The sequence below is a fragment of the Streptomyces sp. NPDC093065 genome (assembly GCF_044754585.1).
Lineage (GTDB): Bacteria > Actinomycetota > Actinomycetes > Streptomycetales > Streptomycetaceae > Streptomyces.
This window is the reverse complement of sequence record NZ_JBIVPJ010000033.1, coordinates 13,693-38,140: the sequence shown is the minus strand read 5'-3', so window position 1 is coordinate 38,140 and position 24,448 is coordinate 13,693. Positions and strand designations below refer to the sequence as shown.

The following is a 24,448-nucleotide window of genomic DNA, read 5'->3' as shown; positions in this document are numbered from 1 at the left end:
GTGCGGGACTTCGCACAACCGGAGACGATCATGAATATTGCTGGCTCTGTCGCGCTAGTGACCGGCGCCAACCGGGGGATCGGCCGAAGCTTCGTCGAAGAGTTGCTGGACAGGGGCGTCGAGCGGGTCTACGCGGCCGCCCGCCGCCCCGAGACGGTCTCCGTCTCCGACCCGCGGGTCACACCTCTTTTCCTGGACCTTCTCAACGAGAAGTCCATCGCGGATGCGGCCGCTGTCGCGCAGGACGTCACGTTGCTGGTCAACAATGCCGGCATCACCACCGGAGCCGACCTGCTGAGCGGCGACCTGGACGACATCAGGCGTGAGCTGGAGACACACCTGTTCGGCAGCCTGCGCGTGATCCGCTCCTTCGCCCCTGCCCTTGCCGCGCACGGCGGCGGAGCGATCGTGAACATCCTGTCCGTGCTGTCCTGGGTGGCGACCCCTCAGGGCTCAGGCTCCTACTCCGTGTCCAAGGCCGCGGAGTGGAACATGACCAACGGTGTCCGCGTCGAGCTCGCCGGGCAGGGGACCCTTGTCCAGGGGGTTCATCTGGGCGCTGCGGACACCGACATGATGGCGGGCAGCGACGCCCCCAAGATCGACCCGCTCGATGTGGCGCGGGCCAGCCTCGACGGGGTGCAGAACAACCTGCTCGAAGTATTGGTCGACGAGCCCAGCCGCTTCGTCAAGGCCGCCCTGTCCGGCGACCCGTCCCAGCTGTACGGCCCGGCACCCACTCGCTGACGAACACGCGGGGTGGGAGGTGGCCAGGGACGGGATCGTGATGTCGGGGGCGCCCGTGCCGGGAGCGCCCAGGCGGTGTCGTCGCCGACGACGTGAAGGAGCTCGACGACGAGAGCCTCGCGTCGCCCATGGTGGGCCGCGACCTCCAGACCGCATTCGTTAGGCAGAGGTTCTTCGGGCCTCAGACCTGTGGGCGAAGGACGATCGGGGCTCGTGGGCACTCAAAGGGGTTGGACTGAGCCTGCGACAAGGCGAAATCCCGCGCGTTGCGCGGACCGGCTCTCCACGCGCTCGCCGCGAGCGGGCGGTACGTGACGTTCAACGCCCCCGGCCTGTGCGAACAGCGTCCCCATGGCCTCCCGAGCGGCTCGCCGCACTCCCCCGGAATGCGGGCCGACCGGTGCCCGGCTCGCGTTGGCCGTGTTCCTCGGTGACGCCGAGCCGTGTCGCCACAGCCACGGACGTGCTCCGACGAGTGCCGGGCACTGCGGCAAGAAGGGCGGTCCGGTGCGCACCGCGCGCTTCGCGACATGCCGGACCCTGCCGCCGCCAGGGCCGGCGCCCGCCGCAGTGGCAGACGGCTCACATTTCGGCCGGGAGCGCCTGCTCGCACCAGATGACCTTGCCGTCCGGTGTCTGCTGTGTGCCCCAGCGCTGGGTGAGCTGCGCGACGAGCAGCAGGCCGCGGCCACCTTCGTCGAACGCACGGGCTCTGCGCAGGTGCGGCGCTGTGCTGCTGCCGTCCATCACCTCGCAGATCAGCGATCGGTCCTTGATGAGCCGCAGCTGGATGGGAGTGCTGCCGTATCGGATGGCGTTCGTGACCAGCTCGCTGACCACGAGCTCGGTGGGGAAGCCGGCCGCCTCGCAGCCCCAGTCGCGCAGTTGACGGACGACGTGTGCGCGGGTGCCCGACACCGCTTCGGGGTCGGCAGGTACGTCCCAGGTGGCGACCTGGCCGATGTCGAGCTGCCGGACCTGAGCCAGCAGCAGCGCGGCGTCGTCGGTGCGATGCTCCGGCAAGAGGGCGTCAACGACCTGGTCGCACAGAGCCTCCGGTGAGGCATGAACACCCGACAACTCATGCAGCAGCCGTTCAAGTCCCGTGTCCACGTCCTGCTGACGGGACTCGATCAGACCGTCGGTGTAGAGCGCGAGGAGGCTGCCCTCCGGCAGCTCCACCTCGACGGACTCGAACGGCAGTCCGCCCAGACCCAGCGGGGGGCTGGCAGGCAGGTCCAGGAGAGCGGACGTCCCGTCCGGCCGCACCACTGCCGGGAGGGGGTGGCCGGCCCGGGCCAGGCAGCAGCGACCGGATACCGGGTCATAGACGGCGTACAGACAGGTGGCTCCGATCTCGCTCGCGTCGACTTCTTCCGTTCCCGTCTCGGACTCCGAGGCCAGCCGGATGACGAGGTCGTCCAGATGGGTCAGCAGTTCGTCCGGGGCCAGGTCGACGTCTGCGAGGGTACGCACCGCGGTGCGCAACCGGCCCATGGTCGCCGAGGCTTGGAGGCCGTGACCGACGACGTCGCCGACCACGAGCGCCACCCGCGCCCCGGACAGGGGAATCACGTCGATCCAGTCGCCGCCCACACCGAGCTCGGGAGCGCCCGGCAGATAGCGAAAGGCCGCCTGCACGGCGGACTGCTCAGGCAGTCGTTGAGGCAGCAGGCTCTGCTGCAAGGTCAGAGCCGCCGCGCGCTCGCGCGTGAAACGCCGTGCGTTGTCCAGGCAGACAGCGGCTCGGGCCACCACTTCCTCCGCCAGGGACAGGTCCTCGTCGTCAAAGGACTCGGAGTGCCGCCCGCGGAGGAACATCGCCACGCCCAGCCTCGTACCGCGGGCATCCACGGGCACGATCATCCAGGAATGGAACCCGTACTCCCGTACCTTGGCCATGCGCAAGGGGTCCTCAAGCACCCAGCCCGCGTCACCGGGTGTCCGGTACAGCGTGGAACGCCCGCTGGCCAGGCAGTGGGCCTGCGCCGAGTTCGCCGGGTAGAAGTCCACGTCGCCCACGGGAACCACGGCTTCCGGTGTGCCTTCGTGAACGGACCGGTTCGCCACCCGGCGCAGCACGGCCCCGGCAGCCGGACCGTGCGGTGGATCCTCGCCGCTGAGGAGCGCGTCCACCAGGTCGATACATACGAAGTCGGCGAGGCGCGGAACAGCCAGGTCGGCCAGTTCCTGCCCGGTGCGCGTCACATCCAGGGTGCGCCCGATGCTGACGCTGGCCTCGTTCAGCAGCGCCAGTCGCTCCTGGGCGCTGCGCCGCTCGGCCGTGTCGGTCACCATGACGCACACACCGACCACCTGGTCCGACGGTCCGCGCAGGGGGGACACCGTGGTGGTGAGACGCTGTTCATGATCGGTGCCGGACCGGGTCCGATCCCGGACGAGAAACCTGTCATCCGCCTGCCCGGTCTCCAGCACGAGGCGCATCCGCGCTTCCCACTCCGTGGCTCCGGCCCCGATCAGAGCTGCGGACAAGCCTTGACCGGTGTGCTCCTCGTCGGACACGCCCAGCAATCGCCGCATCTCCCCGTTCTGCAATACGCAGCGGAACTGGGCGTCGTAGATCGCCACCGCGACGGGGCATTGGGTCCGGAGCCAGTGCGTCAGCATCTGACCCGTCGGAAACGTCTCTCCCGCGTCCTGAGCCAGGAGCCACAGCGGTTCCTCGTCGGTGCCACCGCCCAGGCGGGACGCCCGTACGGCCACCTGGCGGCTGCCACCCTCCACCCGCCGGATCTCGAGCGTGCCGTACCATTCGTCCGGACCGGTCAACCAGTGGGGCTGTGTCCCCAGCAGCTCGGCAACGGGTCGGCCGACTGCCTCGGCGGAATCAAGGCCGACCAGCAGAGTCGCACCGGTGCTCCAAGCCACGACGCGGCCGCGAACATCCGTCACGGCCAGTGGCGTACCCGGGCCTCTGGAGCGCATGTGCACTCCGGGGGTCGCCACGGCACCATCATTCATGTACTCCACGGTGACGCCCGGACTATAAACAATCAACCGGTACGTGACGAAATGCCCCGCATTTTTCGGTAGGCACAGAATGACCGCCCCAAGCGGTTGACACGGACAGCATCACCATAAGCGAGTCTTTTTGCACACTGAGTAGCACCGATGGAGGAGTGCGTGCCGGGCCATGTGGTCGAGGGCGCGCCGGCCTGCTCCTGGCGGAAGGCCGCAACACGTCGATGGCGACTTCGGTCCGCCCCGGCACGAACGCGGACGCGTCCGACCGACGCGCCGCACGTGTCCGGCACCGGCCTACCAGTCGTCCTCGGCCAGTTCGGTGTCCCGACCGGACCGGCGATATGCCATGTCGACCAGGCTCCCGCGGAGATGCAGTGCCTCTCGGAACCAGATGGCGCCGGCCAGAATCCAGCTCAGGTCGCTGAGTACACCGCTCGACTCGAACCGCCGGATCAGGATGCCGACCGCTCCGGCGCAGTCGCTGGCGGGCGTGCCATGTACATCCGCGCGTGCGGACTCGTCGGCGTAGACGCGATCGCAGTGTATGTACCTCGTCATCGCGCATGCGGCGCCCTCGACGTCGTCCAGCAGCTCGTGCATGAGAGCACTCCAGCGCGGCAGTTCGCCGCACACGGGACAGGACCTCTCCCTCCCGTCGCCGTGACCGGAATCGCGCCCGAGAGCTGCGCGCACCCGGGTGCACAGCTCTCCCTCCACCGCGTCCCAGTCCCGGCGGTTCTCGTCGAGTGCCGGCCATCGACGGGCCATCCACTCGTACGGCACCCCCGCCGCACGTTCGACGATGTTGTGGCGCCCATTGGTGATGTTCCAGATGACGGTGTTCGACACCGCCTCGGCACCTGGCCGGTTCGCCCCCGACCGGGCGATGGCCAGCATGGATCTCGACAACGCTCGGTAGGCGTCCTCCGCGTCGGGACTGCCTGGGACGGCTCCTGGCCCGGCACCGAGCAGGAGCCCGTTGTTGACCACGCCCATCGCCATGTCGCTGCCGAGGTCGCTGTATCCGTTGAGCGTCTGCGATATCGCCAGATCGTCGAGCGAGCGCTCATCGGCGTCGTAGGCCGAGGCGAGATGCGGCAGGCACGTGTCGACCGCAAGGATCAGTTTCCGCTCCCCACCACTCAGTTGTCCGTACTGAGGTACAGCTGCTGGGCCGCCTCCGCCTGGGGCCGGGTAATTCTGGGTGATCTCCAGAAGGGTGTTCCACACACCGATCAGCGCGACCATGACCGCCGTCTCGCGAAGCGGCTCGACCGATGCCCAGGACCGGAGGTTGTCACGAATGGATGCGGCGGTGGCTCCTCCGTCCGGCCCGGCGAGGGCGAGGTTCTCGATGTGTATGTCGTCCAGGTAACCGAACACCTCGGTGAGCGCGCTCTCCCGTCGGCTCTCGTTGACCAGCCACCTGGACGCCGGCATGACGGTGAACGAGGGGACCGCGTACACGCGGGACGTCATGGCACCTTGGAATCCCCACTCCCGGACGGCGCGTGCCCAGAGCCCTCCCTCGACCCTGGGCGGTCGGCCTTTACCGGCGTTCCGGGCCCTCGCGTCGACACCCAAAGCCCGAACCGACCGCATCAGGGTCGAGTCGGCGATCAGGTCGCGAAACTCGTCCCAGTCGTGTGCGGGCATCGTCTCGGGATAGTGCGTGTCCGCCCAGGCCCACAGGCAAAGGGATGCGTCGTCGCATCCGCATGGCCGTTCCGGCGCCGCCCGAGAGGCTCTGGAACCCCCTTGCGCACGCGACCACTGAGCGGAACCCGACCAGGCCCCACACCGTTGCGCCTCACCCGTGTCGTCTGCGGCGAAGCGACTCGTGGGGCGCGCGGCAGTGTGCTCCGGTTCGTGAAGCATGGCCCCCAGCAGGGCGTAAGCGGCCCGCTCGACCGTCCTGGCCAGGCCGTCACCGTGCGGGTCGACCGAGTGGTCCACACGCAGGCTCGCCACCAGCGCCGCCAGGCTCCGCCGCCAGTCGTCCTCGGTCACTACGGCCGGCGGATCCGTCCGGGATCCTGGCCCCGCGCCGTTCCCCCTCAGCGAGTCGGTGTCGCCCAGCAGGGACCGCCACACTTCCGGAGATCGCACGACGTCCGGGTATCGGATCGACACCCGGCCGGCCCGCTCGGCGCCGGGGGAGCCGACTCGGACGAGTGATCGCCGAGGTCCTCTGAACTCCTGCACACTCCATACACCGCCGACTGCCGGGGCGGTGTGAAGCCCGTCCCGCACATGACTGGCCGCTATCGCCCGGTACTCGGCGACGCTGCGCGGCACGGATGTGTCCGCTGTCCTCGGCGCCTTCGACTCTGCCTCTTCGTCCTGGTGCGCCGACCTCCCGCGTCGAGCGGTCATTCTCCCTCCTCCGCGCTTCCCGCGGCGGAATCCCGCACCGGGAGGGGCTCGCTCCGAGCGGTCACACGCAGACGCAGCCTGCGGGGTGTCAGGGATGCCTTGACGGAGGGCCGCAGCGGTTGGTCGGTGACGGGTGAGAGCCTCCAGCGGGAGACGACGGTGGCCAGGGCCAACGTCGCCTGGTTGAGCGCGAATCGGTCCCCCATGCACTTCCGCGCCCCTGCGGAGAAGGGGAGGTAGGAGTCCTGCACCATCGTGGTGTCATGCCACCGGTCCGGATCGAAGGACTCCGCCCGCTCGTAGAGATCGGGACGCCGGTGAATGGCGTATGGGCTGAACGCGACAATCGTTCCCGCGGGAAGCGCGTACCCGTCCAGGTCGGTTTCTGCGGACGTCACCCGGGTCAGCATCCACACGGCGGGGTACAGGCGAAGCGTCTCCTTGATCACGTTGGCGGTTGTCTCCAGTTCGCCGAGACGTGCGAAATCCAGTCGGCTTCCGGACCGTACGGTCTCCACCTCCCGGTGCACCTGACGTTCCACCTCCCGGTTCTGGGACAGCAGGTGCATCGCCCATGACAGGGTGGCCGCCGTGGTCTCGGTCCCGGCAAGCAGGAAGGTGAGGACTTCGTCGATGAGTTCCGTCTCACTGCGGCCGTGGGAGCCGTCCGGGCCGGTGGCGCCACAGAGCGCGGACAGCAGGTCACCGTGGTCGGACTCATCGGCTCGCCGAGCGGCCACGATGCCGCCGACCGTGTTCCGGAGGCGCTCAATCGCACGTGTGTAGTCGCGGTTTCCTCTGCTGGGAAGCCGGTTGAGCAAGGGGGGCGTGATCATGCGCCGGAAGAATCCGGTCATCAGGACGAGGAAGTCATCCGTGATCTGGGAGGCCGTGGCGCGGGGCAGCGAGTCGCTGAACAGCGTTTGCACAGTGGCTTCGACGGTGAGCCCCATCATCTCGCTCACCACGTCGAGTACCTGACCGTCGCGCCAGCCGCTCGCCATGTCGTCGGCCAGTTCGATCATGACGGCGCCGTAGCCGGCCATTCGGTTCGGATGGAAGGCGGGCTGGGACAGGCGCCGCAGTCGCCGGTGGTCGTGATGGGGGCAGGTGATGAGGCCGTTGCCGAGGGCCTCTCGGCCACGTTCGAAGAGCGGTCCCCCCTTGTCGAAGGTCCGGTCGTCGAGCAGGACTTGACGGATCAGGGCGGGATCGCAGACGACCACGACATTCTTGATTCCCATGTCCATGCGCACCAGTCGGCCCTGCCCGGGTAGGGACGAGACGAATGCCAGTGGATCCCGAACCAACGGTCCCGCGTGCCCGAACAGCGGATTGCCTCCAGGGGCCCGGGGAATGTCCTGGATCGTGGGCATGGCTCTCTCCTTGCCTTGCAGGCTTGCAGCCTTACGGCGGAGGCGGATCGACCGCCCGGCCGAAGGGCAGTTGGCCCACCCAGGCGACCGTCACGAGGGCAGGCGCAGCGCAGGTGATCTGTGTGCGGCGCCGCTCGTACGAACCTAATCACGCGAAGTCACGCAATCAAGACCGAACGTTCTATCTCTCATTTTCGGGCAACTGGGAATGCGGCAGCCGCGTCGAGAGGACCTGCGCGGATTGGCTCGTCCCGGGGGAACCGGCGGTTGTCCTGCCCGCCGAGTGACGGAACCCGGCCAGCGAGCCACGTGCGAGGGCGGGAGCGCCTGACCGCCCTGGGCAGTTGGCTCCGTGGAGGAGCTATGAGGCACTCGGAACGGGGGCTGCCAGTCGGAATACGGTGGCCGATGCCTGGCGGGCCGGGTTCAAGAAGCACGTCCCGGACCGGAAGTCAGCCCGCGTTGGGGCGTACACGTCCAATGGCCCACAGCACCGCGTCCGTGCTGGGCAGGCCGCCCGGTCCCCGCTGCGGGGGTTCACCGGTGATCCGGTCTCCCGGGAACTGCTCCAGCACGAACGCCCGGTGCCACGGTCGCAGGCCGACCCGCAGGCCGCTGAGCTTGCCGCCCGGATCGCTTCGCGAAACTTCGCAGGAGGCGATGTCAACAGCTCTCGTGCGGGTAGTACAGGTCCCTGCGCTTGGCCCGGCCAGGCGACGGCGAGATTGACGACGCCGGATTGACCGCGGCGGCACCGACTCTCGTCGACCGCCACGGAGTCGGCGGCTGCGAAGCGTTCGTGGACGACGAGAAGCTCCCCGCCGATCTCGGATGCCGTCTGGTCGGACTGACGTCAGAGCCCGCCGAACGCATGGCGACCGCCACGATCGGCCGGCGGCCCATGGCCCTCTACCTCAGTGGTACCCAGCCGCGGCCCGACATCATCGGCCGGGGTCCGGGCGAACACGACCGTCCGCGTCCGAGGACACGGCCCGGGGCGGCCGGGAACCACTCACCCCCGGATCACGCCACGGCCGGCCCGGCACCACACTCCATCCGCGATCACACACCCACGTGAAAGACACGGCGACGAAGACGGTCGCAGGGCGGTTGCTACGGCTTGGTGCCGTTCATGATGTTGGCGATCGGTCCGATGAGGAACCAAGTGCCGTCGACGCCTTGCCCCTTGATCTGCTGAGGAGCGGTGTCACCCGTGAAGTAGTACAGCGGGTGGCCTCCGTAGGTGACCTGCTTGGTGCCGTCGGTCCGGGTGATGGTGCCCACACTGCTCGGAACGGTGTACTTGCCGGTCACGGTCACCGGTTTGTCCGTCGTGAGCGGAGGCCACTTCTTGGCGCACTCGTCGTAGCAGTTGGACGCCGTTTCCTTGTCCTTGGTGTTCAGGTACAGCGTGCGTCCAGCCGAGTCGGTGAGCCAGATGCCCTCAGCGCCCTTCGCGGTCTTCAAGACCAACTTCGAGCCGGAGTCTTCCGAGTCCGGTGTTGCTGAGGCCGTCGTCGAACCGGAGTCCTTCGAGTCCGGCGCAGCGGAAGTCGTCGTCGAATCGGCGGCCGACTGGTCGCTGGAAGAGCTGTCGCACGCTGCCGCGAACGTCGCCAATGCGGCGAGGGAGAGGCCAACGCCAAGCGTTCGCAGTGAAGTCTTATGGAGCATGTCCATCCTTAACGTGTTTCGCGATGCGGATTGACTCATCGATTCGCCTATGGAGCGCTCAATACAATTGAAACCTAGTGCGGTTTCGCCTCACGAGTCAAGACAGAACATTCTGTCTCGTGAGTTTGCGGCAGCCCACCTGGCAACCAAGTGCTTCGAGCTTGCCTTCGGGTGCCGCAGCACCCGCTCCTGAGCCAGGCTCTGCTCCGGCTCACCGGCATACGGGAGGTCAAGAAGCTGCTGTGCACCGAAGGCGCGGCGTCCGGGTTTCCTGACCCGGCCGCGCGGCCGGGTCAGGAAACCCGGACAGTGATGGTGTGGTAGCCGGTGGCGCCGTTCGGAACCACGTCCTGGACGACCGAGGTCTGCACGGCACCGGTGCCGTCGGTCGCGCGCACCCTGACTTTGTGCGAGCCCCTGGGTGCGTTCGCCCACTCGTATGACCATTGTCGCCAGGTGTCCGGGGTATCCGACGTCGCCAGTTTCGCCTCCTGCCAGGGCCCGTTGTCGATCTGTATTTCTACCGCGGCGATGCCGCGGTGATTGGCCCAGGCAGTGCCGGCGAGCACCACGGTCCCGGCCGCTACCGTCGCCCCGGACGTCGGCACGTCGATTCGCGACGCGGTCTTGACCGGGGCCTGCGGCGAATAGCCACGCGGCGTCCAGTATGCGTCGGAGGAGGCGAATGTAGTGAGATTCAGATCGACCAACCACTTGGTGGCCGACACGTATCCGTACAGCCCTGGGATCAGCATTCGGCACGGGAAGCCATGCTGGGTCGGCAGCGCCTCGCCATTCATCGCGATCGCCAGCATCGCCTGCCTGCCGTCGAGCACCGCTTCGACCGGCGAACCGATCGTCATGCCGTCCGTCGAGGTGGACATGAGCATGTCTGCCCCTCTGCGCACGCCGGCGCGGCGCAGCAGCGGCGCCAAGGGCGTCCCGAGCCAGCGCGCGTTGCCCATGTACGGTCCGCCCACCGGATTCGACACGCAGGTCAAGGTCATGTCGTGTTCCTCGAACCGGTAGGAGAGCAGCTCGTCGAAGGTGATCTCGAACGGGCGCTCCACCATGCCGTGAATCTTCAGCTTCCACTCCCTCGGGTCCACCCGGGGGACCGCGAGCGCTGTGTCCACCCGATAGAACTCGGAGGTCGGAGTGAAGAACGGCCCGAGCCCGCGCACTTCCGGATGCACCGAGGCGGGCGGTTCGGGCAGCGCGTTCGCCGGAGCCGGCAACACCACCTTGTCGCGTGCGCCCGAAACGTCGTAGCGCTTCTTGGTCCACGTGTTACCGCCGTACCCGACCGCCAGCGCTCCCACAGCTGTACCCAGCGTGCCGAACATGAAGCGACGCCTCTCGCTCGGCTCCGCGGAGGGCCTCGGTTCCTTCAGCGACAAGATCGTCAGCCAGCGCAGCACCAACGCCGCGGCGATTCCCGCGAGTAGCGAGGGGAGCAGCCAGCTCGTGCTCGCAGCAGGACGGGTGACCGCGGCGATCGCGCCCACCACACCGACCAGAGCGGTCAGAATGGTCGCCGTGATCGGCCGGACGCGGGCAAGCACGCCGTCGATGGCTGCCGCCAACGCCAGCGTCACATAGACGCCGATCAGCAGCACCGTCTTGTCGTTGCTGCCGAAGTTGCGAATGGCGAACTGCTCAAGCCACGTCGGCGTGATGCTGATCGCCCAGGTCCCGGCTGCCGTCACGGGCGCGGATGCCTCCCCCGTGGCCACCGCGACCAGTTCACCGATCGCCAGCCCCGCGCCGCCCGCCACGAGACCGACAATCACTCCCCGCGCGATCCGCCCGCCGCGACCGGCCAAGCGTGTCCTGGCCGGAACGGAACCCGGCTCTTGCGGTGCGTCTTCACCTCCCGAACCCGGCGCCGGCCTGTCCGCGATCCTCCCCTGACCGCTGCCGGGCTGCTGCTCACTCATACGTCCTCCGTGAATGTTGTTGTTCGGCCCGGCGGGACCGGGTTCCCTGATCGGAATCGGGGCGGAGGTCCCAGAATTGAACTGCACCCCTGCCGGTACGGAGATGCCACCGGAGCCGGTGACGACCGGACGCCTGGACCGACGACGGCGAAGTCGGATCGCATCGAGTACAGCTGACACGGCGTCGACGCAAATCCGCCGGTGGCCCCAGACGAGTCGTCGGCAGGCGATTCAACAGCGGTCACGCGGCTCCTTCCGAGCTGTGGCACAGACGAAGAACACACTTCAGCGGCAGCACCGCGGTCGACTCCTCCACCCAGGCGGACGCGCAGGGCTACCGAGACACACATAGACGGAACGTTCTATCTATGGTCAGCATATGATTACGCCGGTATTTGTCAAGATAGAACGTTCTCCCCTCCTTCAAGATCAGTCCCCGGCGGGATCCAACGGAACGGCGAAGTGGTGGACGGGGTCGGCCGGATCGGGTATTTCACGGCAGGCAGCACGAGCGGCTTCGATGCGTCCCACTTCGCCGGCCGCAATACCCCCGGCCCGCATGTGCCCGACAGGCTCAGCCGCGCACCTCAAGGTCACCGCAGACGACGGGGGACGCGGTGCGCCACAACGATGCGGGACTGCGAGCTGAATCCGCACGGGACGCCGCCGACACCCCGAACCGGTACCGGGTCACGGACTTCCCCCACGTGCAGACCCGCGCGGATACCGTCTCCCGTTCATCGAGAATCCACGGGCCTGGCCAACTAGGTGTATTGACCTGGAGCGTTGTTTACGCGGCTGATGGGTGGCTGGCCTTCAAGTGCGGTATGGCATCGGTGGTAGTTGTAGATGTGAAGGAAATCCGCCAGGGCGTCGGTGCGTTCGGCGTTGCTGGAGTACGGGCGTACGTAAGCCCACTCGTCGAGCAGGGTCCGATTCAGGCGCTCCACCTGAGCAATGCTCGAGACCTGTGGATCAGCCCTGTGAGGGCATGCGGAGGGCGTACCTTCCTGAATGATCCTGTGATGGTCACTGAGTAGGCCCGCGTTCGCAGCGCGGGTCGGGAAGGCACGCCCGTGCTCAGCGTAGTGAATGCCGATGGTTCCACCGAGTCCGGTTCCCTGATCGACGAGATCGTGCGCGAGGGCGCCCGCCGGATGCTTGCCGCCGCGCTGGAGGCGGAAGTCAACCAGTACACAGCCGAGTTGGCCGCCGAGCGGGACGAGCGCGGGCGCCGCCTGGTGGTCCGCAACGGCCGCCACCGGCCCCGCACCGTGGCCACTGCTGCCGGTCCGGTCGAGGTCGCGGCGCCCCGGGTGAACGACCGCTGCATCGACGAGGCCACCGGCGAGCGCAAGCGGTTCTCCTCCAAGATATTGGCCCCGTGGTGCCGCAAGTCCCCGAAGATCTCCGAGGTCCTGCCGCTGCTCTACCTGCACGGACTGTCCTCCGGGGACTTCGTGCCCGCGCTGGAGCAGTTCCTCGGCTCGACGGCCGACCTGTCGCCGGCCACGGTGACCCGGCTGACCAGGCAGTGGAGCGACGACCACGCCACCTTCCAGCAGCGAGACCTGTCGGACCGCGACTTCGTCTACGTGTGGGCGGACGGTGTCCACCCCAAGGTCCGGCTCGGGCAGGCCCACTCCTGCGTGCTGGTGCTGCTCGGAGTGCGTCTGGACGGCACCAAGGAACTGATCGCACTGGCCGAGGGACTGCGCGAGTCCACCGAGTCGTGGGCCGACCTGCTGCGCGACTGCCGCCAGCGGGGCATGCGCGACCCGGAACTCGTCGTCGGTGACGGCGCGATGGGTCTGTGGAAGGCCCTGGCCGAGGTGTTCCCCGCCGCCCGGCACCAGCGGTGCTGGGTCCATGAGGCCCGCAACGTCACGAACGCCCTGCCGAAGTCCGCACAGCCAGGTGCGACGAAGGCCATGCAGGAGATCTACAACGCCGAGGACCGCTCTCACGCGGAGAAGGCGATCGAGGCGTTCGCGAAGACCTACGGCGCGCAGTGGCCCAAGGCCGTCGCGAAGATCACCGACGACGCCGAGGAATTGCTGGCGTTCTACGACTTCCCGGCCGAGCACTGGATCCACCTGCGGACCACCAACCCCATCGAGTCCACGTTCTCCACGGTCAAACTGCGGACCAAGGTCACCCGCGGGGCCGGCAGCCCGGCCGCCGCCCTCGCGATGGTGTTCAAGCTGGTCGAGTCCGCCCAGGATCGCTGGCGCGCGATCACCGCACCCCACCTCGTCGCTCTGGTCCGCTCCGGCGCCAGGTTCGAGAATGGTGACCTGGTCGAGCGCGAGGAGTCGGTGGCCGCGTGAACCGGCCCACGCACGGGGCACTGCACCACGTCGAGATCTGGGTTTCCGACCTCGACCGCGCCCTCGTCTCACTCGGCTGGCTGCTTCAGACGCTGGGCTACACCGTCTCGCAGAGCTGGGACACCGGCCGCAGCTGGCTGCTCGGGCCGACCTACCTCGTCCTCGAACAGTCCCGGGCCCTCACCACCGACCGGTATGACCGCCGCCGACCCGGGCTGAACCACCTGGCCTTCCACGTCGAGGACGCCACTACCGTCGAGAAGCTGGCCGTTGAAGCGGCCCAGCACGGCTGGAGCCTGATGTTCGCCGAACTGCACCCGCACGCCGGCGGCACACAGCACTACGCGGCCTACCTGGAGAACATCGACGGCTTCGAGGTCGAGCTCGTCGCGATCAACTCACCCGAGCTCAACTGATCCACAGGTATTGACAATTGCTCGCTCCACCTTGCCGTTCGTGGGACTGTAAATCGTTCGGGTCTGTTCCGTAGTCGGTGGTAACGGTGAGTCTCAGTCTGTGATCATCGAGCGTGCTTGATGCGAACGCGCTTGTGGGAACGGTGTTTTCGGGGTTGTCAGCCTTGGTCATCGAGGATGTGGCGGACAGTGGCGAGGTAGTGCTGGTTTCGGCTCGGACCCGGGATGTTCCCGTTCCCTGTCCTGTGTGCGGGGTGGTGACGGGGAGGGTCCACGCGTATCACGGCCGGACGGTGCGGGATGTACCGATCGATGGCAGGCAAGTCGTCGTCCGGGTGAGGATACGGCGGCTGGTCTGTCCGGTCCTCGGCTGCAGGCAGCAGACCTTCCGAGAGCAGGTTCCCGGGCTCTTGGAACGCCATCAGCGCCGCACCACACGTCTGACCGGCCAGCTCTCCGGGCTGGTCAAGGAGTTATGTGGCCGAGCCTCCGCCCGACTCTCCAAGTCACTGGCGACGCCCCTCTCGTACGCCTCCGCCCTGCGGCTGCTGCGGCGTGTGCCCGTGCCTGTGGTGCACATTCCGCGGGTGATCGGGGTCGACGACTTCGCCCTACGGCGCCGGCACAGCTATGCCACGATCATTATCGACGCCGAGACCGGCCAGCGGATCGAGGTACTACCTGGCCGTGAGGCCGCCGTCCTGGAGGCATGGCTGCGCACACATCCGAGCATCGAGGCCGTGTGCCGGGACGGATCGACCACCTATGCCGAGGCGATCCGCAGAGCCCTGCCCGACGCGGTCCAGATCAGCGACCGCTGGCACCTGTGGCACAACCTCGCCGAGACCGTCCACAAGGAAGTCGCAGTGCACAGCGCTTGCTGGGCGAAAGCGGGCCCGCCCCCGACCGAGGGGAGACAGGCCGCCACCACCCGTGAGCGCTGGCAGCAGATCCACGCCCTGCGTGAGCGCGGAGTCGGCCTGCTGGAGTGCGCACGGCGCTTGAATCTTGCCCTCAACACCGTCAAGCGCTACAACCGTGTCGCCGAGCCCGAGCGCCTCATACGTGCCCCCAAGTACCGGCCCACCCTGGTGGATCCCTACCGCGACCACTTGCCCCAGCGCCGACTGGAGAATCCGGCCGTCCCCGTCACACATCTCCTCCGGGAGATCAGGGAACTGGGCTACACCGGCAGCTCGAACCTCCTGGTCCGCTACATCAACCAGGGCCGCGTCGAGGCCGACCGACCCGCCCTCTCGCCTCGACGCCTGGCCCGCTACCTCCTCACCCGCCCCGACCACATCAAGACTCACCAGCGAGAACGGATCGAGGCCGCCCGAGCCGCCTGCCACGAGATGACCGCTCTGGCCGACCTCATCCACCGCTTCGCCGCGCTACTGGACCCAGCCGACGGCAATGCCACCCGACTGAGCACCTGGATCACTTCGGTCCAGGAGGAGGACCTGCCCCACCTGCATACTTTCACCCGGGGCATCGAGAAGGACCGCGCCGCAGTCGACGCCGCCCTCACCCTGCCGCACCACAACGGCGGCACCGAAGGCGTCAACAACAAGACCATTCTGTGGAATCAGCGATGTCAAGCCGTGTGCTTGTGCATCACGTCGAGGTAGTGCCGATCGTGGTGCGGAACGTGGTGGTCCCGGCCAGGCAGGCTAAGCACAGCGCAGACCTCGGCCGGCTGGGTGAGGATGCTCGACTGCTCACCGAAGGTCAGGACAGGGTTGACCTCGTGGTGGCAGCCGGCGGTGTCGAGGGCAGTGACCAATTCCTCGCGGAGCACGGTGGCCTCGAATGACTCGGAATCGGGCAGGACGAGCGGTGGGAGTTTGGCGGTCGAACCAGGCCAGAGGTTGATCCAGATGCCACTGACGGCCCGCTGCGTGACCACCAGTCGCAGCCCGTTCCAGGAGTAGGGGTAGCCGTCGATATCGGGCCCCTTCATGATGTGGGCGGGGTGCGGGCGCCCCGGGCCGAGAAGGTCCTCAGCCTCGGTCAGGGGCATCCCGCAGTGAAGAGGACCGACCCGGCCGGTTCGGGCGAAGTCGACGAGCACGTTCATCAAGGTCACGGCAGTGACTGTGACACTCTCTTGGGCCTGTGCGCACTCCGATATCAGCGCGGTGCGGTGCCTGCCCCGCCCTGTCGGACGTCTACGAGCGGCAGAAGACGGGCTGTCGCCGGCAGGTCCAGGTCGCGTGGTGTCGGGCCGGCCGGAGTGGGTGTGTCGGCGAGGCGGTCGAGTAGCCGGTCCAAGGCCGCCTGGCCGTCCTCGACGGCTGCCTGCTCATCGTCGGTCAGCGGGATGGACACGGCCATTCTCTGCAAGTTGCTTTTGGCTTCGAGGAGTTGGGATCGAGTGGACTCCTTCGGGCTGTAGAAGTCGCAGCGTGCGCAGGCCATGCGGTGCTGGCATTGCTCGAAGAAGGTGTAGCTGCAGTAGCCGTGGCCGAGGTCGTAGTGCTGCCAGGGCTCACCGGCTGCGGCGGCGCCGGAGGCGACGGCGTCGCGGTCGACCAGGACCTCGATGGTGCGCACGTTGCGCTCGAAGTAGCCAGCTTCGGAGTAGGCCTTGGAGAGGGTGTTGGGTGTGATCTTCGCGTAGTACTGAGTGGATTGCGGGGATCGGTGTCCGAGCCAGGCCTGCAGTTCGAACAGCGTCATCGGTTCCTTGGCGTTGTAGAGCTGGCTAGCGATGGTGGACCGGGCCCGGTGGCTGGTGATGTTCCCGCGGACGTCGGCATCCGGGACTCCGGCCTTGCGGCAAAGCATCGGGATGATCGTGTTGTTGATGTAGTGCGTGGAGACGCGGCGGGCCCGGATGGCGAACAGCAGGTCGACGCGCTCGCCGGTGCGGCGGTCGGTGAACTTCGGCTGATCCGGGCGGACGGCCTGCCAGGCGTCGACGGCCTGGCCGAGGATTGGGTCAACCGGCTTGGTGAAAGCGGTGCCGGTCTTGTGGGGCGGGACATCGAGGAGACAGACGGTGTCGCGGGCAAGGACCTCCTGGGAGTCACCGGTGATGGGGGTGCCATCGTGCTGCCAACGGATGCAGCCCACCCTCAATCGGGCGATCTCATTGCTGCGTTGTCCGGAGAACAACCAGGTCAGTGTGACCGCTCGGACCAGTTCGAAGGGGTAGAACTGGCCGGCCTGGGACTGCGGAAGATCTGCAGCTTCCAGGTTCAAGCCCGCCCACAGAAGCTTCGCCCAAACCTCATCGGCGATCACCCGCGGGTCGGGGCCGAGGAGGGCCGTGATGCTGCGAGGGATCGCCAGCGCGCGCAGTGGGTCGAAGCCACGCGGCAGCCACTCCCATTCCTGGCAGTCCCTGAAAAACGTTCGCAGCGCGGTGATCTGCGCGGCCTTGGTCGCGGCTTCGAGCGGCTTGCCGAGACGGTCTCCCAGGCCGGCCGTCCGCTGAACGTAGTCGCCGACCCTCATCCGGTCCACGGCGGCGATCCAGGTCGCGCAGGTCTGCCGCGTCCAGAGTGTCGGGTCAGCAGTGTCGGGCTGTTCCGCGGCTATCCACCGGCCCACCCTGAGGAGGGCAGAGCGCATGGCGCCGCGGACGCCGGGGGTGAGCGTAGAGGTGGCGTGCCAGCGATCGACCCATTGTTCCCACGTCTTCGCGCCGCCGGTCGCCCGTGCCGACTGGCGGCCGGTGATGGGCTGCGGAGGATCACAGAATCCGAGTTCGGCAACCGCCCGCTGTGTGGCGTGCAGGGTGTAGCGCTGGGAGCCGGCCAGCATCTTCTCGCGCCGAACTCGTTCGAACAGCGAGGTGTCGAGATCCTCCAGGTGCGGGCTCCGATTGAGGAGAAGCAGCTGGCAGACGACCATCGGCAGGAGCGTGTCGTCGTCCCGCCCCAGTTGATAGCCCCAGGAAGCGAGGACGGCGCGGATGCGGGCGATCTCGCTGGTCACCAGGCCGCGTCCGAAGACCCGCCAGGACAGTGTGAGTCGCTGAAAGCTGCCGAGCCGGTGGAATTCGTTGAAGGAGCCCAGCAGGTATGCGTGCGCGGCGAGATAGGGGCGGACCTCGTCGTTGACCCAGCCCGGGGCGTGCTCGTGGAACTCGGTCTGGTTGCGGCCGAGCAGATGGATCCACTCCTGCGAGGTCCATCCCCAAAAGCTTCGGCCAGTCTCCGCGCAGCGCGTCAGCAGCAAAGCGATCACGTCGAGCATCGCGCGTCGACGGTGCGGGGTAGGTGGCGAGTCCAGAGCGGCGTTGACCGCCTCCAGCGGGACCATCAGACGGTGGATCACCCGCCAGCCGGCAGCGGACGGATCGTGGTCCTTGAGCCGGCGCAGATTCCGCACCCCGAGTTCGCTCACTGCCACCGCCTCGGCGGGTCGGACCTCGACAGTAGTGTCATAGTGGTCCGGGATGATCGGCCAGGACCAGCGTTCAGGCCCGTTCTCAGCTGGCAGGGCCAGGCGAGATGTGTTCACCGTGCCGTCTCCGTTGCCGTGCCGTTCGGGGAGGTGAGCGCCTCTATTCGCCACGCGTGGATGTGCTCCATGCCGCGGGCGAGCTTGTCGGCCAGGTCCCGGCCGGACAGGTGGATGTACTGAAGCGTGGAGTCGGTGTTGCGGTGGCCGGCGAAGGATGCGATCGCGTGCAGCTCCCAGCCCATCCGGGCCAGATCGGTCAGACACAGGTGCCGGGTGGTGTGGGTCGAGAACCGCGGGACACCGGCCGCCAGGGCGATCATGCGGACCACCTTCGACCAGGTCCACAGGGTCAGCGGTTGTCCGTGGTTTCGCCGGGATTCCGACAGGAACAGCGGCCCCCTGGCCCGGCTGATTGTGGCCCTGTGGGCGAGGTAGGCCGACATCAGCACGCCGGTCGACGCCGAGTACGGCACCACCCGCTCCAGCCGGTTCTTCGTCGTCTCCGCCCGCACCCTCAGCGTCCGGTGAGCCGGATCGAGGTCGTCGGTACGCAGCGAGCACAGTTCCTCTCGCCGCAGCGCGGCATCGTAGGCCAGGGCCAGCATCACCCGGTTGCGGACCGACTCCTCTCGCGCGACCTGCAGGATTCCCAGCCACTGCTGTTCGCTGGGGATCCATGGCAGCTTCGTGAGCCGCGGCACCAGTCCGCGCTGCTGCCCGCCCTGCTGGCGCCCAGGGGTGTAGCGTCCGCGGCCGACCGGGTTCGACTCGCGCAGGCCCTCCTCCATGAGGAAGTCGTAGAACAAGCGGACCGGCACCAGGCGCTGCTGGATGGTGGCGTTGGCCAGCCCCGACCCCGAGTCGATTGCCACCACGTTCGCCCCTCGGCGGTGCGGCCGCGATGTCAGCTCCCTTACATAGACCGCAATGTGGGCGCGGTTAGCGGTGACCGGTTCGACGTTCTCCCGCTCGCACATCACCAGGTACTCGGCCAGCCCGCGGGCGTAGGCGTCGATCGTCCTCGGCGCCCGACCGAGATCAGTCCAGATCTGCAGCCACACCGCTGCCTGCTCGTGCCGGCCCAGCACCGGCCACTTCTCCGTCAGCACCGTCGTGCCGTTCAAGCCATCTCCCAAGTCCGTGGTTGCACCGGGGAGACATGATCACCCCGGACAGATTCCACGTAACTTTTAAGCTGATCAAACGCCAGATGTACGGCCGCGCGAGCTTCCCCCTCCTCCGCCACCGCATCCTCCTGGGCTGACCACACCCTCCGTCACCACCGATTACGGAACAGACCCGCTCGTTTGACAGACCCCCGTTCGTCTGTGGACGGTACGGCCGGGTGCGTTTGTGGACGATGCCGGCCGCGCTCAAGGTTTGTCCGAACAGCCGGGATCGATAGCAAGAGCCGTTGTCGGTCAACACGCGTTCGACGGTGATGCCGTGAGCGGTGAAGAAGGCGTTCGCGCGCTGCCAGAACGCGGCGGCGGTCTCTTTGCGCTCGTTGGTCAGGACCTCGCTGTAGGCGAGTCGGGAGTGGTCGTCGATGGCGGAGTGGACGAAGCTGTAGCCGATCACGGGGCTGCCGCCCTTGCGCGCGGCGGTCGTGGCCTGCCGGTTGGCGAGGGCTTGTTGCCTGGGCATGATGCGGTGACCGCCGCCGTCGGGGATGTTGCCGAGCTTCTTGATGTCGACATGGATGAGCTCACCGGGACGTTCGCGTTCGTAGCGGCGGATGACCTGGCCGGTGGGCCGATCCATCCAGCGGAGACGGTTCAGGCCGTGTCGAGTCAGGACGCGGTGGACCGTTGAGGCGGGCATTGTCAGGATCGGTCCTATGCGTGCGGGGCCGAGCTTGCGTTCGCGCCGCAGTTCGCAGATGCGGTTCTCGATGTCTGCGGGCGTGCGGTGGGGTGTCGTCAGGGGGCGGCTCGAGCGGTCGAAGAGCCCTGCGTCGCCTTCGGCTCGCCAGCGGCGGACCCACTTGTAGGCGGTGGCGCGGGAGATGCCCATTTCGTCGGCGACGTGCGCGACTGGACGGCCCGATCGCACCCGGTCGACCAGGAGACGTCTGCAGTGGACGGTGAGGCGAGCGTTCGGGTGAGCCATGCTGACGTCTTTCGTGGAGAAGGTGCTGGGGCCTGGGGTCGCGCCCGGGTATGTCGTGCCGGTTCCCGACGTGGTGGCCGGTCACATACGCACCGCGCCGGGATTGCTGGATAGTTGGGTGGCTGAGGTGCGTCCTCTCCGGACTTCTCGCCCGCCAAGACCTTCCATCCGACGAGACACTGGTTCAGGTCACCCTTGTCGCTCATCGCGCGAGCGTGAGTGCGCGGCGGCGGTGGTGGGGACACAGGACTGCGCCCACGGCGATATCAGGGCGATACCGGTGAGAATGCCCGCATGGAAGTGACTCTGATCGCTGTGGTGGGTGTCGCGAGCATCGTTGCGGTCGCGGCGTTCTCGCAGCGGCTCGGCCTTGCTGCGCCGCTCAGCCTGGTCGTGGTGGGTATCGCGCTGAGCTTCGTACCGGGTGTCCCGGTGCTGGAGGTCGAGCCGGAGTGGGTGATCGCCGGTGTGCTCCCGCCGCTGCTGTACTCGGCCGCGGTGAACATGCCCGCGACGGACTTCCGCCGCGACATCAGGTCCATCGGCGGGCTCGCCGTGCTGCTCGTGGTGGTCACGACGCTGGGCGCGGGCTGGCTTGCGCACCTGCTGGTCCCGGACCTGGGCTGGCCTGCGGCGTTCGCGCTCGGTGCTGTGATCAGCCCCACCGACGCGGTCGCGGCGACGTCGGTGGGCCGCAAACTGGGCCTGCCCTCGCGCCTGTTGACCCTGCTGGAGGGTGAGGGATTGGTGAACGACGCGTCGGCCCTGGTGCTATTGCGTTCGGGCGATCGCCGCACTGGCCGCTTCGGTGTCGGTGTGGAGCGTGGCCTGCAAGTTCGTGCTCTCCGTGGTGATCGCGGTGGTGGTCGGCGTGGTGGTCGGCGTGGTGAACGTCAAGGTTCGAGCCCTGCTCGACGACACCGTCCTGAACGCGGCGATCTCGTTCGTGGTGCCCTTCGTGGCGTATGTGCCCGCGGAGGAGTTCGATGCGTCGGGGGTCCTGGCGGTGGTGGTGACGGGCCTGGTGACTGGGCATCTCGCACCTCGGCTGTTGCGCGCGCAGGATCGGCTCGGTGAGGAGATGAATTGGCGCACGCTTGCATTCCTTCTGGAGAGCGCGATCTTCCTGCTGATGGGGCTGAGCCTGAAGACGCTGATCGACGAGGCGCACACGCACGCCAACGGCATGGGTGCGTGGCGGGCCTTCCTCTATGGGCTCGCCCTGGCCGGGTTCGTCATCGTCGTCCGCATGGTCTTCGTGGCCCCGCTGGTGGCGATGGTGCGCCGCGACGAGCGCAAAGCCGCCGCGGCCAAGCCGTTCATGGAGGGCTGGCAGAAGCGCCTGGCGACGTTCGACTTCGCCGATCGGTTCGGGACGCGCAAGAAGGAGCGCATCGAGCGCCGGGTCGCCCGAGTCGGCGCCGACATCGAGTTCCGCCTCACCGAGACGTTCGGCTGGCGCGGCGGGGTCGTGCTCGCCTGGTCCGGGATGCGCGGCGCGATCACGGTGGCCGCGGCCCAGACCCTGCCAGAAGACACCCCCTACCGGCCGCAGTTGATCCTGATGGCGTTCGTGGTGGCCGCGGCGACCCTGCTCCTGCAGGGCCTGTCACTGCCGGCCGTGATCCGTACCCTGAAGGTCCCCGGCGACGACCCCGCACGTCTGCGCAAGGAATGCGTGGAATTGGTCGCCAGGTTGTCGAACGCGGCTAGCGACGTGCTTGACGAAAAGGCCATGCGCGACGACATCGATCCCCAGATCGTGTCCCAGGTCCGCGAGGACAGCCTCATCCGGCCCATCCGCCCCGGTGACGAGCAGCAGCCCAGGCCGACCCCCGAGGCCCACCAGGTCTATCTGAGGCTGCGCCTGGCCGTCATGGCCGCGGAACACACCGCGCTCCTGCAGGCTCGCGCGGACGGCACGTTCAGCGCGCGCGCCCTCAACGACACCCAGCACATCCTGGACCTGGAGGAAGCCAGGCTGCAGCACGTCAGCGACCGCACCGGCGGCGACCAGGAGTAGCGGCAGTGGGCATACGCGCCTACCCGGGCCGGCCCGCCGCAGCCGATGGAGGAATCCCCACGGGCGCGTGGCGATGCGCGGGGCATCAGCTTGCCGGTCCTACCCAGGCGTCCACTGCGCGAGCGAACCGGCCATCGCTCGTGCCGAGTGCCTGCAACGGCAGGGCCCGCCGCCGCACTACCTGCACCTTCCGGTGTGGCTAGAGGTCGACGACGATCTTGCCCTTCACGCGCCGGCTGGCCTGGAGCTCGACCGCTTCGCGGATCTCCTTGATCGGGAAGCTCGCCTCGATTGGGACCCGGAGTTGGCTTGCTGCGACCAGGCGGGCGATCTCGTCCAGGTCGCTGGGGGTCGCGCTCGCGCCGTTGGCCGCAGGTACCCCGTCGACTTGACCGGCGATGGTGCAGATGCGGTCGTCCGGGACCCCGAGCTCCCGTGCTGTGTGGACGGTTTCTGTCCCGTGCAGGTCGAGGGCGGCGGTGACGCCTCCGGGTACAAGGGCACGAACCCGGTCGGCCAGCCCGTCTCCGTAGGTGACGGGTTCGGCTCCCAGATCGCGCAGGAAGTCGGCCGATGTCGCCGATCCCGTCCCGACGACACGTGCTCCCGCGATCCGGGCCAGCTGGACGGCGAACACGCCGACCCCGCCTCCGGCGCCGCCGATCAGCACGGTGTCGTCGGGGCCGAGGTTGACCACGGCGAGGGCGGCGGCTGCTGTGCGGCCGGCGATCGTGAGGGTGGCGGCAGTGCGGTCGTCGACGCCATCGGGCGTGTGGTACGCCTCGTTCGCCGCGGTTCCCCCGGCCGCGTCGACCACCACGAACTCGGCGACCGCGCGGGACAGGGCGCCCCCGAACACCCGGTCGCCGGGCACGAAGCCGCTGACCTCGTCGCCGACCTGATCGACCACTCCCGCGTAGTCGGTCCCGAACCCAGTCGGGAGGCTCAAGCCGAACCGGGCGGCGGTGTCCGCGTCAGCGGTCATGAACCAGTCCATCGGGTTCAAACCAGCCGCGGAGACGCGCACACGGACCTGTCCGGGGCCGGCCTGCGGAGCGGGAATCTCCTGGACGCCCAGGACCTCGGGGCCGCCGAATGACTCGAGCCGGACCGCCTTGCTGTTCTGTTCCTGCATGTGCGCCTGTCTCCTTGGATTGAGCGAGAGCATCGAAACGGACTATGCTCCGTTTACATGAATGACCGTAACACAACCGGAGCGCGCTCCGTTTCGAATGGGTCGGAGATACGCGCGCCCCGGGCGGACGCGGCCCGTAACCGAGACCAGTTGCTCGCGGTGGCGACCCGCGTGTTCGCGTCGGCTGACGCCGAGCCGTCGATGCGCGCGATCGCCCGCGAGGCCGGGGTCGGCATCGGCACGCTCTACCGGCACTTCCCCACCCGCGAGTCGCTGGTCGATGCGATCTACCAGGACCAAGTCAGACGGCTGACGACCGGTGCCCATGAACTGCTCGGCCAGCTGCCCCCGGCCACAGCGATGCGACGCTGGATGGACTTGTTCGGGGACTGGATCGCGACCAAGAACGGCATGCTCGACACGCTGCTCGCGATGATCGAGTCGGGCGACATCGCCCATGCCCAGACCCGGACCGAGCTCCTGACAGCCATCACCACGATCCTCGACGCCGGCACTGTGGCAGGCGACCTCCGCTCCGACGTCACCGCCGAAGACATCGCCGCCTCTCTCATCGGCATCTTCACCGTGGCCCCCCGACCCAAGCGCGAAGACCTGGCTAGTCGCCTGCTGAACCTCCTACTCGACGGCCTCAGGCCCACCGACCGGCTGGCCTGAGCCCGGGTCATCTACCGTCCGCTCGTCAGATGCCAGCGCGGTGGTACCGATCGGCACTACCAGCGATCAGATGACCGCTCGGTACGGTCAGGTGCATGGTCCTCACGTCACCCTCGGCTGGAGTCGGCGGTGAAGCCGCCTGGGGCAACCTGCATCGACGCTCCCACGGTCGGCCCTTCGACGGGCGTACCGGCACACCGCTGGCGAGCAACTTCTGATAGTGACCAATCCAGTGCGTCGGCG

The 24,448-nt window shown here is 67.9% G+C and carries 17 protein-coding genes and 3 pseudogenes; 8 read left to right on the top strand and 12 right to left on the bottom strand.

Going from position 1 to position 24,448, the window contains the following annotated elements:
* Positions 1 to 30: 30 nt before the first annotated feature.
* Entirely contained in the window at positions 31 to 747 is a 717-nt protein-coding gene (locus tag ACIQFU_RS35895; RefSeq protein ID WP_402557358.1) for an SDR family oxidoreductase, read from the top strand.
* Between the two features lie 582 nt (positions 748 to 1,329).
* On the opposite strand, the gene ACIQFU_RS35890 is transcribed toward ACIQFU_RS35895, so the two are convergent.
* The 5 genes from ACIQFU_RS35890 to ACIQFU_RS35870 form a co-directional block, all read right to left on the bottom strand.
* Positions 1,330 to 3,660 (bottom strand): SpoIIE family protein phosphatase, encoded by a 2,331-nt coding sequence (locus ACIQFU_RS35890; RefSeq protein WP_402557311.1) that lies wholly within the window; start codon positions 3,658 to 3,660, stop codon positions 1,330 to 1,332.
* A 366-nt stretch (positions 3,661 to 4,026) separates the two neighbouring features.
* Positions 4,027 to 5,388 carry a hypothetical protein gene (locus ACIQFU_RS35885; protein WP_402557310.1) on the bottom strand — a complete coding sequence of 454 codons (1,362 nt, stop codon included), beginning with the start codon at positions 5,386 to 5,388 and terminating at the stop codon, positions 4,027 to 4,029.
* 716 nt (positions 5,389 to 6,104) lie between these two features.
* Positions 6,105 to 7,484, bottom strand: a complete 1,380-nt coding sequence (locus ACIQFU_RS35880; protein ID WP_402557308.1) for a cytochrome P450 — start codon at positions 7,482 to 7,484, stop codon at positions 6,105 to 6,107.
* A gap of 452 nt (positions 7,485 to 7,936) precedes the next feature.
* The gene (locus ACIQFU_RS35875) at positions 7,937 to 8,059 is read right to left on the bottom strand and encodes a hypothetical protein (protein WP_402557306.1); all 123 of its coding nucleotides are present in this window, start codon (positions 8,057 to 8,059) and stop codon (positions 7,937 to 7,939) included.
* Between the two features lie 538 nt (positions 8,060 to 8,597).
* Positions 8,598 to 8,951, bottom strand: coding sequence for a hypothetical protein (locus ACIQFU_RS35870; RefSeq protein WP_167752096.1), 354 nt, complete (start codon positions 8,949 to 8,951; stop codon positions 8,598 to 8,600).
* Here ACIQFU_RS35870 and ACIQFU_RS35865 point away from each other — a divergent pair.
* A complete protein-coding gene (locus ACIQFU_RS35865) occupies positions 8,923 to 9,192 on the top strand; it encodes a hypothetical protein (protein WP_402557304.1) in 270 nt (89 codons plus the stop codon). The genes ACIQFU_RS35870 and ACIQFU_RS35865 overlap by 29 nt on opposite strands.
* A gap of 259 nt (positions 9,193 to 9,451) precedes the next feature.
* On the opposite strand, the gene ACIQFU_RS35860 is transcribed toward ACIQFU_RS35865, so the two are convergent.
* Together ACIQFU_RS35860 and ACIQFU_RS35855 are read right to left on the bottom strand one after the other, a co-directional pair.
* Positions 9,452 to 11,098 carry a molybdopterin-dependent oxidoreductase gene (locus tag ACIQFU_RS35860; RefSeq protein ID WP_402557302.1) on the bottom strand — a complete coding sequence of 549 codons (1,647 nt, stop codon included), beginning with the start codon at positions 11,096 to 11,098 and terminating at the stop codon, positions 9,452 to 9,454.
* A 764-nt stretch (positions 11,099 to 11,862) separates the two neighbouring features.
* A pseudogene (locus ACIQFU_RS35855) lies at positions 11,863 to 12,051 on the bottom strand (integrase core domain-containing protein); the annotation flags it as partial.
* A 123-nt stretch (positions 12,052 to 12,174) separates the two neighbouring features.
* Between ACIQFU_RS35855 and ACIQFU_RS35850 the strand changes: the two are divergent.
* The 3 genes from ACIQFU_RS35850 to ACIQFU_RS35840 all read left to right on the top strand — a co-directional run bounded on the left by ACIQFU_RS35850 (position 12,175) and on the right by ACIQFU_RS35840 (position 15,475).
* A complete protein-coding gene (locus tag ACIQFU_RS35850; RefSeq protein ID WP_402557300.1) occupies positions 12,175 to 13,428 on the top strand; it encodes an IS256 family transposase in 1,254 nt (417 codons plus the stop codon).
* Complete coding sequence (locus ACIQFU_RS35845) at positions 13,425 to 13,844, top strand: VOC family protein (protein ID WP_402557299.1); 420 nt, start codon at positions 13,425 to 13,427, stop codon at positions 13,842 to 13,844. Before ACIQFU_RS35850 ends, ACIQFU_RS35845 begins: the two co-directional genes overlap by 4 nt.
* A 143-nt stretch (positions 13,845 to 13,987) precedes the next feature.
* Positions 13,988 to 15,475, top strand: a complete 1,488-nt coding sequence (locus ACIQFU_RS35840) for an ISL3 family transposase (protein ID WP_402557356.1) — start codon at positions 13,988 to 13,990, stop codon at positions 15,473 to 15,475.
* Here ACIQFU_RS35840 and ACIQFU_RS35835 read toward each other — a convergent pair.
* The 4 genes and pseudogenes from ACIQFU_RS35835 to ACIQFU_RS35820 all read right to left on the bottom strand — a co-directional run.
* Positions 15,442 to 15,933, bottom strand: a complete 492-nt coding sequence (locus tag ACIQFU_RS35835) for a hypothetical protein (RefSeq protein WP_402557297.1) — start codon at positions 15,931 to 15,933, stop codon at positions 15,442 to 15,444. The two genes, ACIQFU_RS35840 and ACIQFU_RS35835, sit on opposite strands and share 34 nt — an antisense overlap.
* Before the next feature lie 44 nt (positions 15,934 to 15,977).
* On the bottom strand, positions 15,978 to 18,200 hold the full coding sequence (locus ACIQFU_RS35830; protein WP_402557296.1) for a tyrosine-type recombinase/integrase: 2,223 nt from the start codon (positions 18,198 to 18,200) through the stop codon (positions 15,978 to 15,980).
* Positions 18,201 to 18,313: 113 nt separating this feature from the next.
* Positions 18,314 to 19,384 (bottom strand): tyrosine-type recombinase/integrase, encoded by a 1,071-nt coding sequence (locus ACIQFU_RS35825; RefSeq protein WP_402557295.1) that lies wholly within the window; start codon positions 19,382 to 19,384, stop codon positions 18,314 to 18,316.
* 193 nt (positions 19,385 to 19,577) lie between these two features.
* Positions 19,578 to 20,372 (bottom strand): annotated as a pseudogene (locus ACIQFU_RS35820) (IS481 family transposase); the annotation flags it as partial.
* A 294-nt stretch (positions 20,373 to 20,666) separates the two neighbouring features.
* On the opposite strand from ACIQFU_RS35820, the pseudogene ACIQFU_RS35815 reads away from it, so the two are divergent.
* Together ACIQFU_RS35815 and ACIQFU_RS35810 are read left to right on the top strand one after the other, a co-directional pair.
* Positions 20,667 to 21,089: pseudogene (locus tag ACIQFU_RS35815) on the top strand (cation:proton antiporter); the annotation flags it as partial.
* A gap of 130 nt (positions 21,090 to 21,219) precedes the next feature.
* Positions 21,220 to 22,395, top strand: a complete 1,176-nt coding sequence (locus ACIQFU_RS35810) for a cation:proton antiporter (protein WP_402557293.1) — start codon at positions 21,220 to 21,222, stop codon at positions 22,393 to 22,395.
* 199 nt (positions 22,396 to 22,594) lie between these two features.
* On the opposite strand, the gene ACIQFU_RS35805 is transcribed toward ACIQFU_RS35810, so the two are convergent.
* On the bottom strand, positions 22,595 to 23,530 hold the full coding sequence (locus ACIQFU_RS35805; RefSeq protein WP_402557291.1) for an NADP-dependent oxidoreductase: 936 nt from the start codon (positions 23,528 to 23,530) through the stop codon (positions 22,595 to 22,597).
* 57 nt (positions 23,531 to 23,587) lie between these two features.
* Between ACIQFU_RS35805 and ACIQFU_RS35800 the strand changes: the two genes are divergently transcribed.
* On the top strand, positions 23,588 to 24,205 hold the full coding sequence (locus ACIQFU_RS35800; protein ID WP_402557290.1) for a TetR/AcrR family transcriptional regulator: 618 nt from the start codon (positions 23,588 to 23,590) through the stop codon (positions 24,203 to 24,205).
* Positions 24,206 to 24,448: the final 243 nt, after the last annotated feature.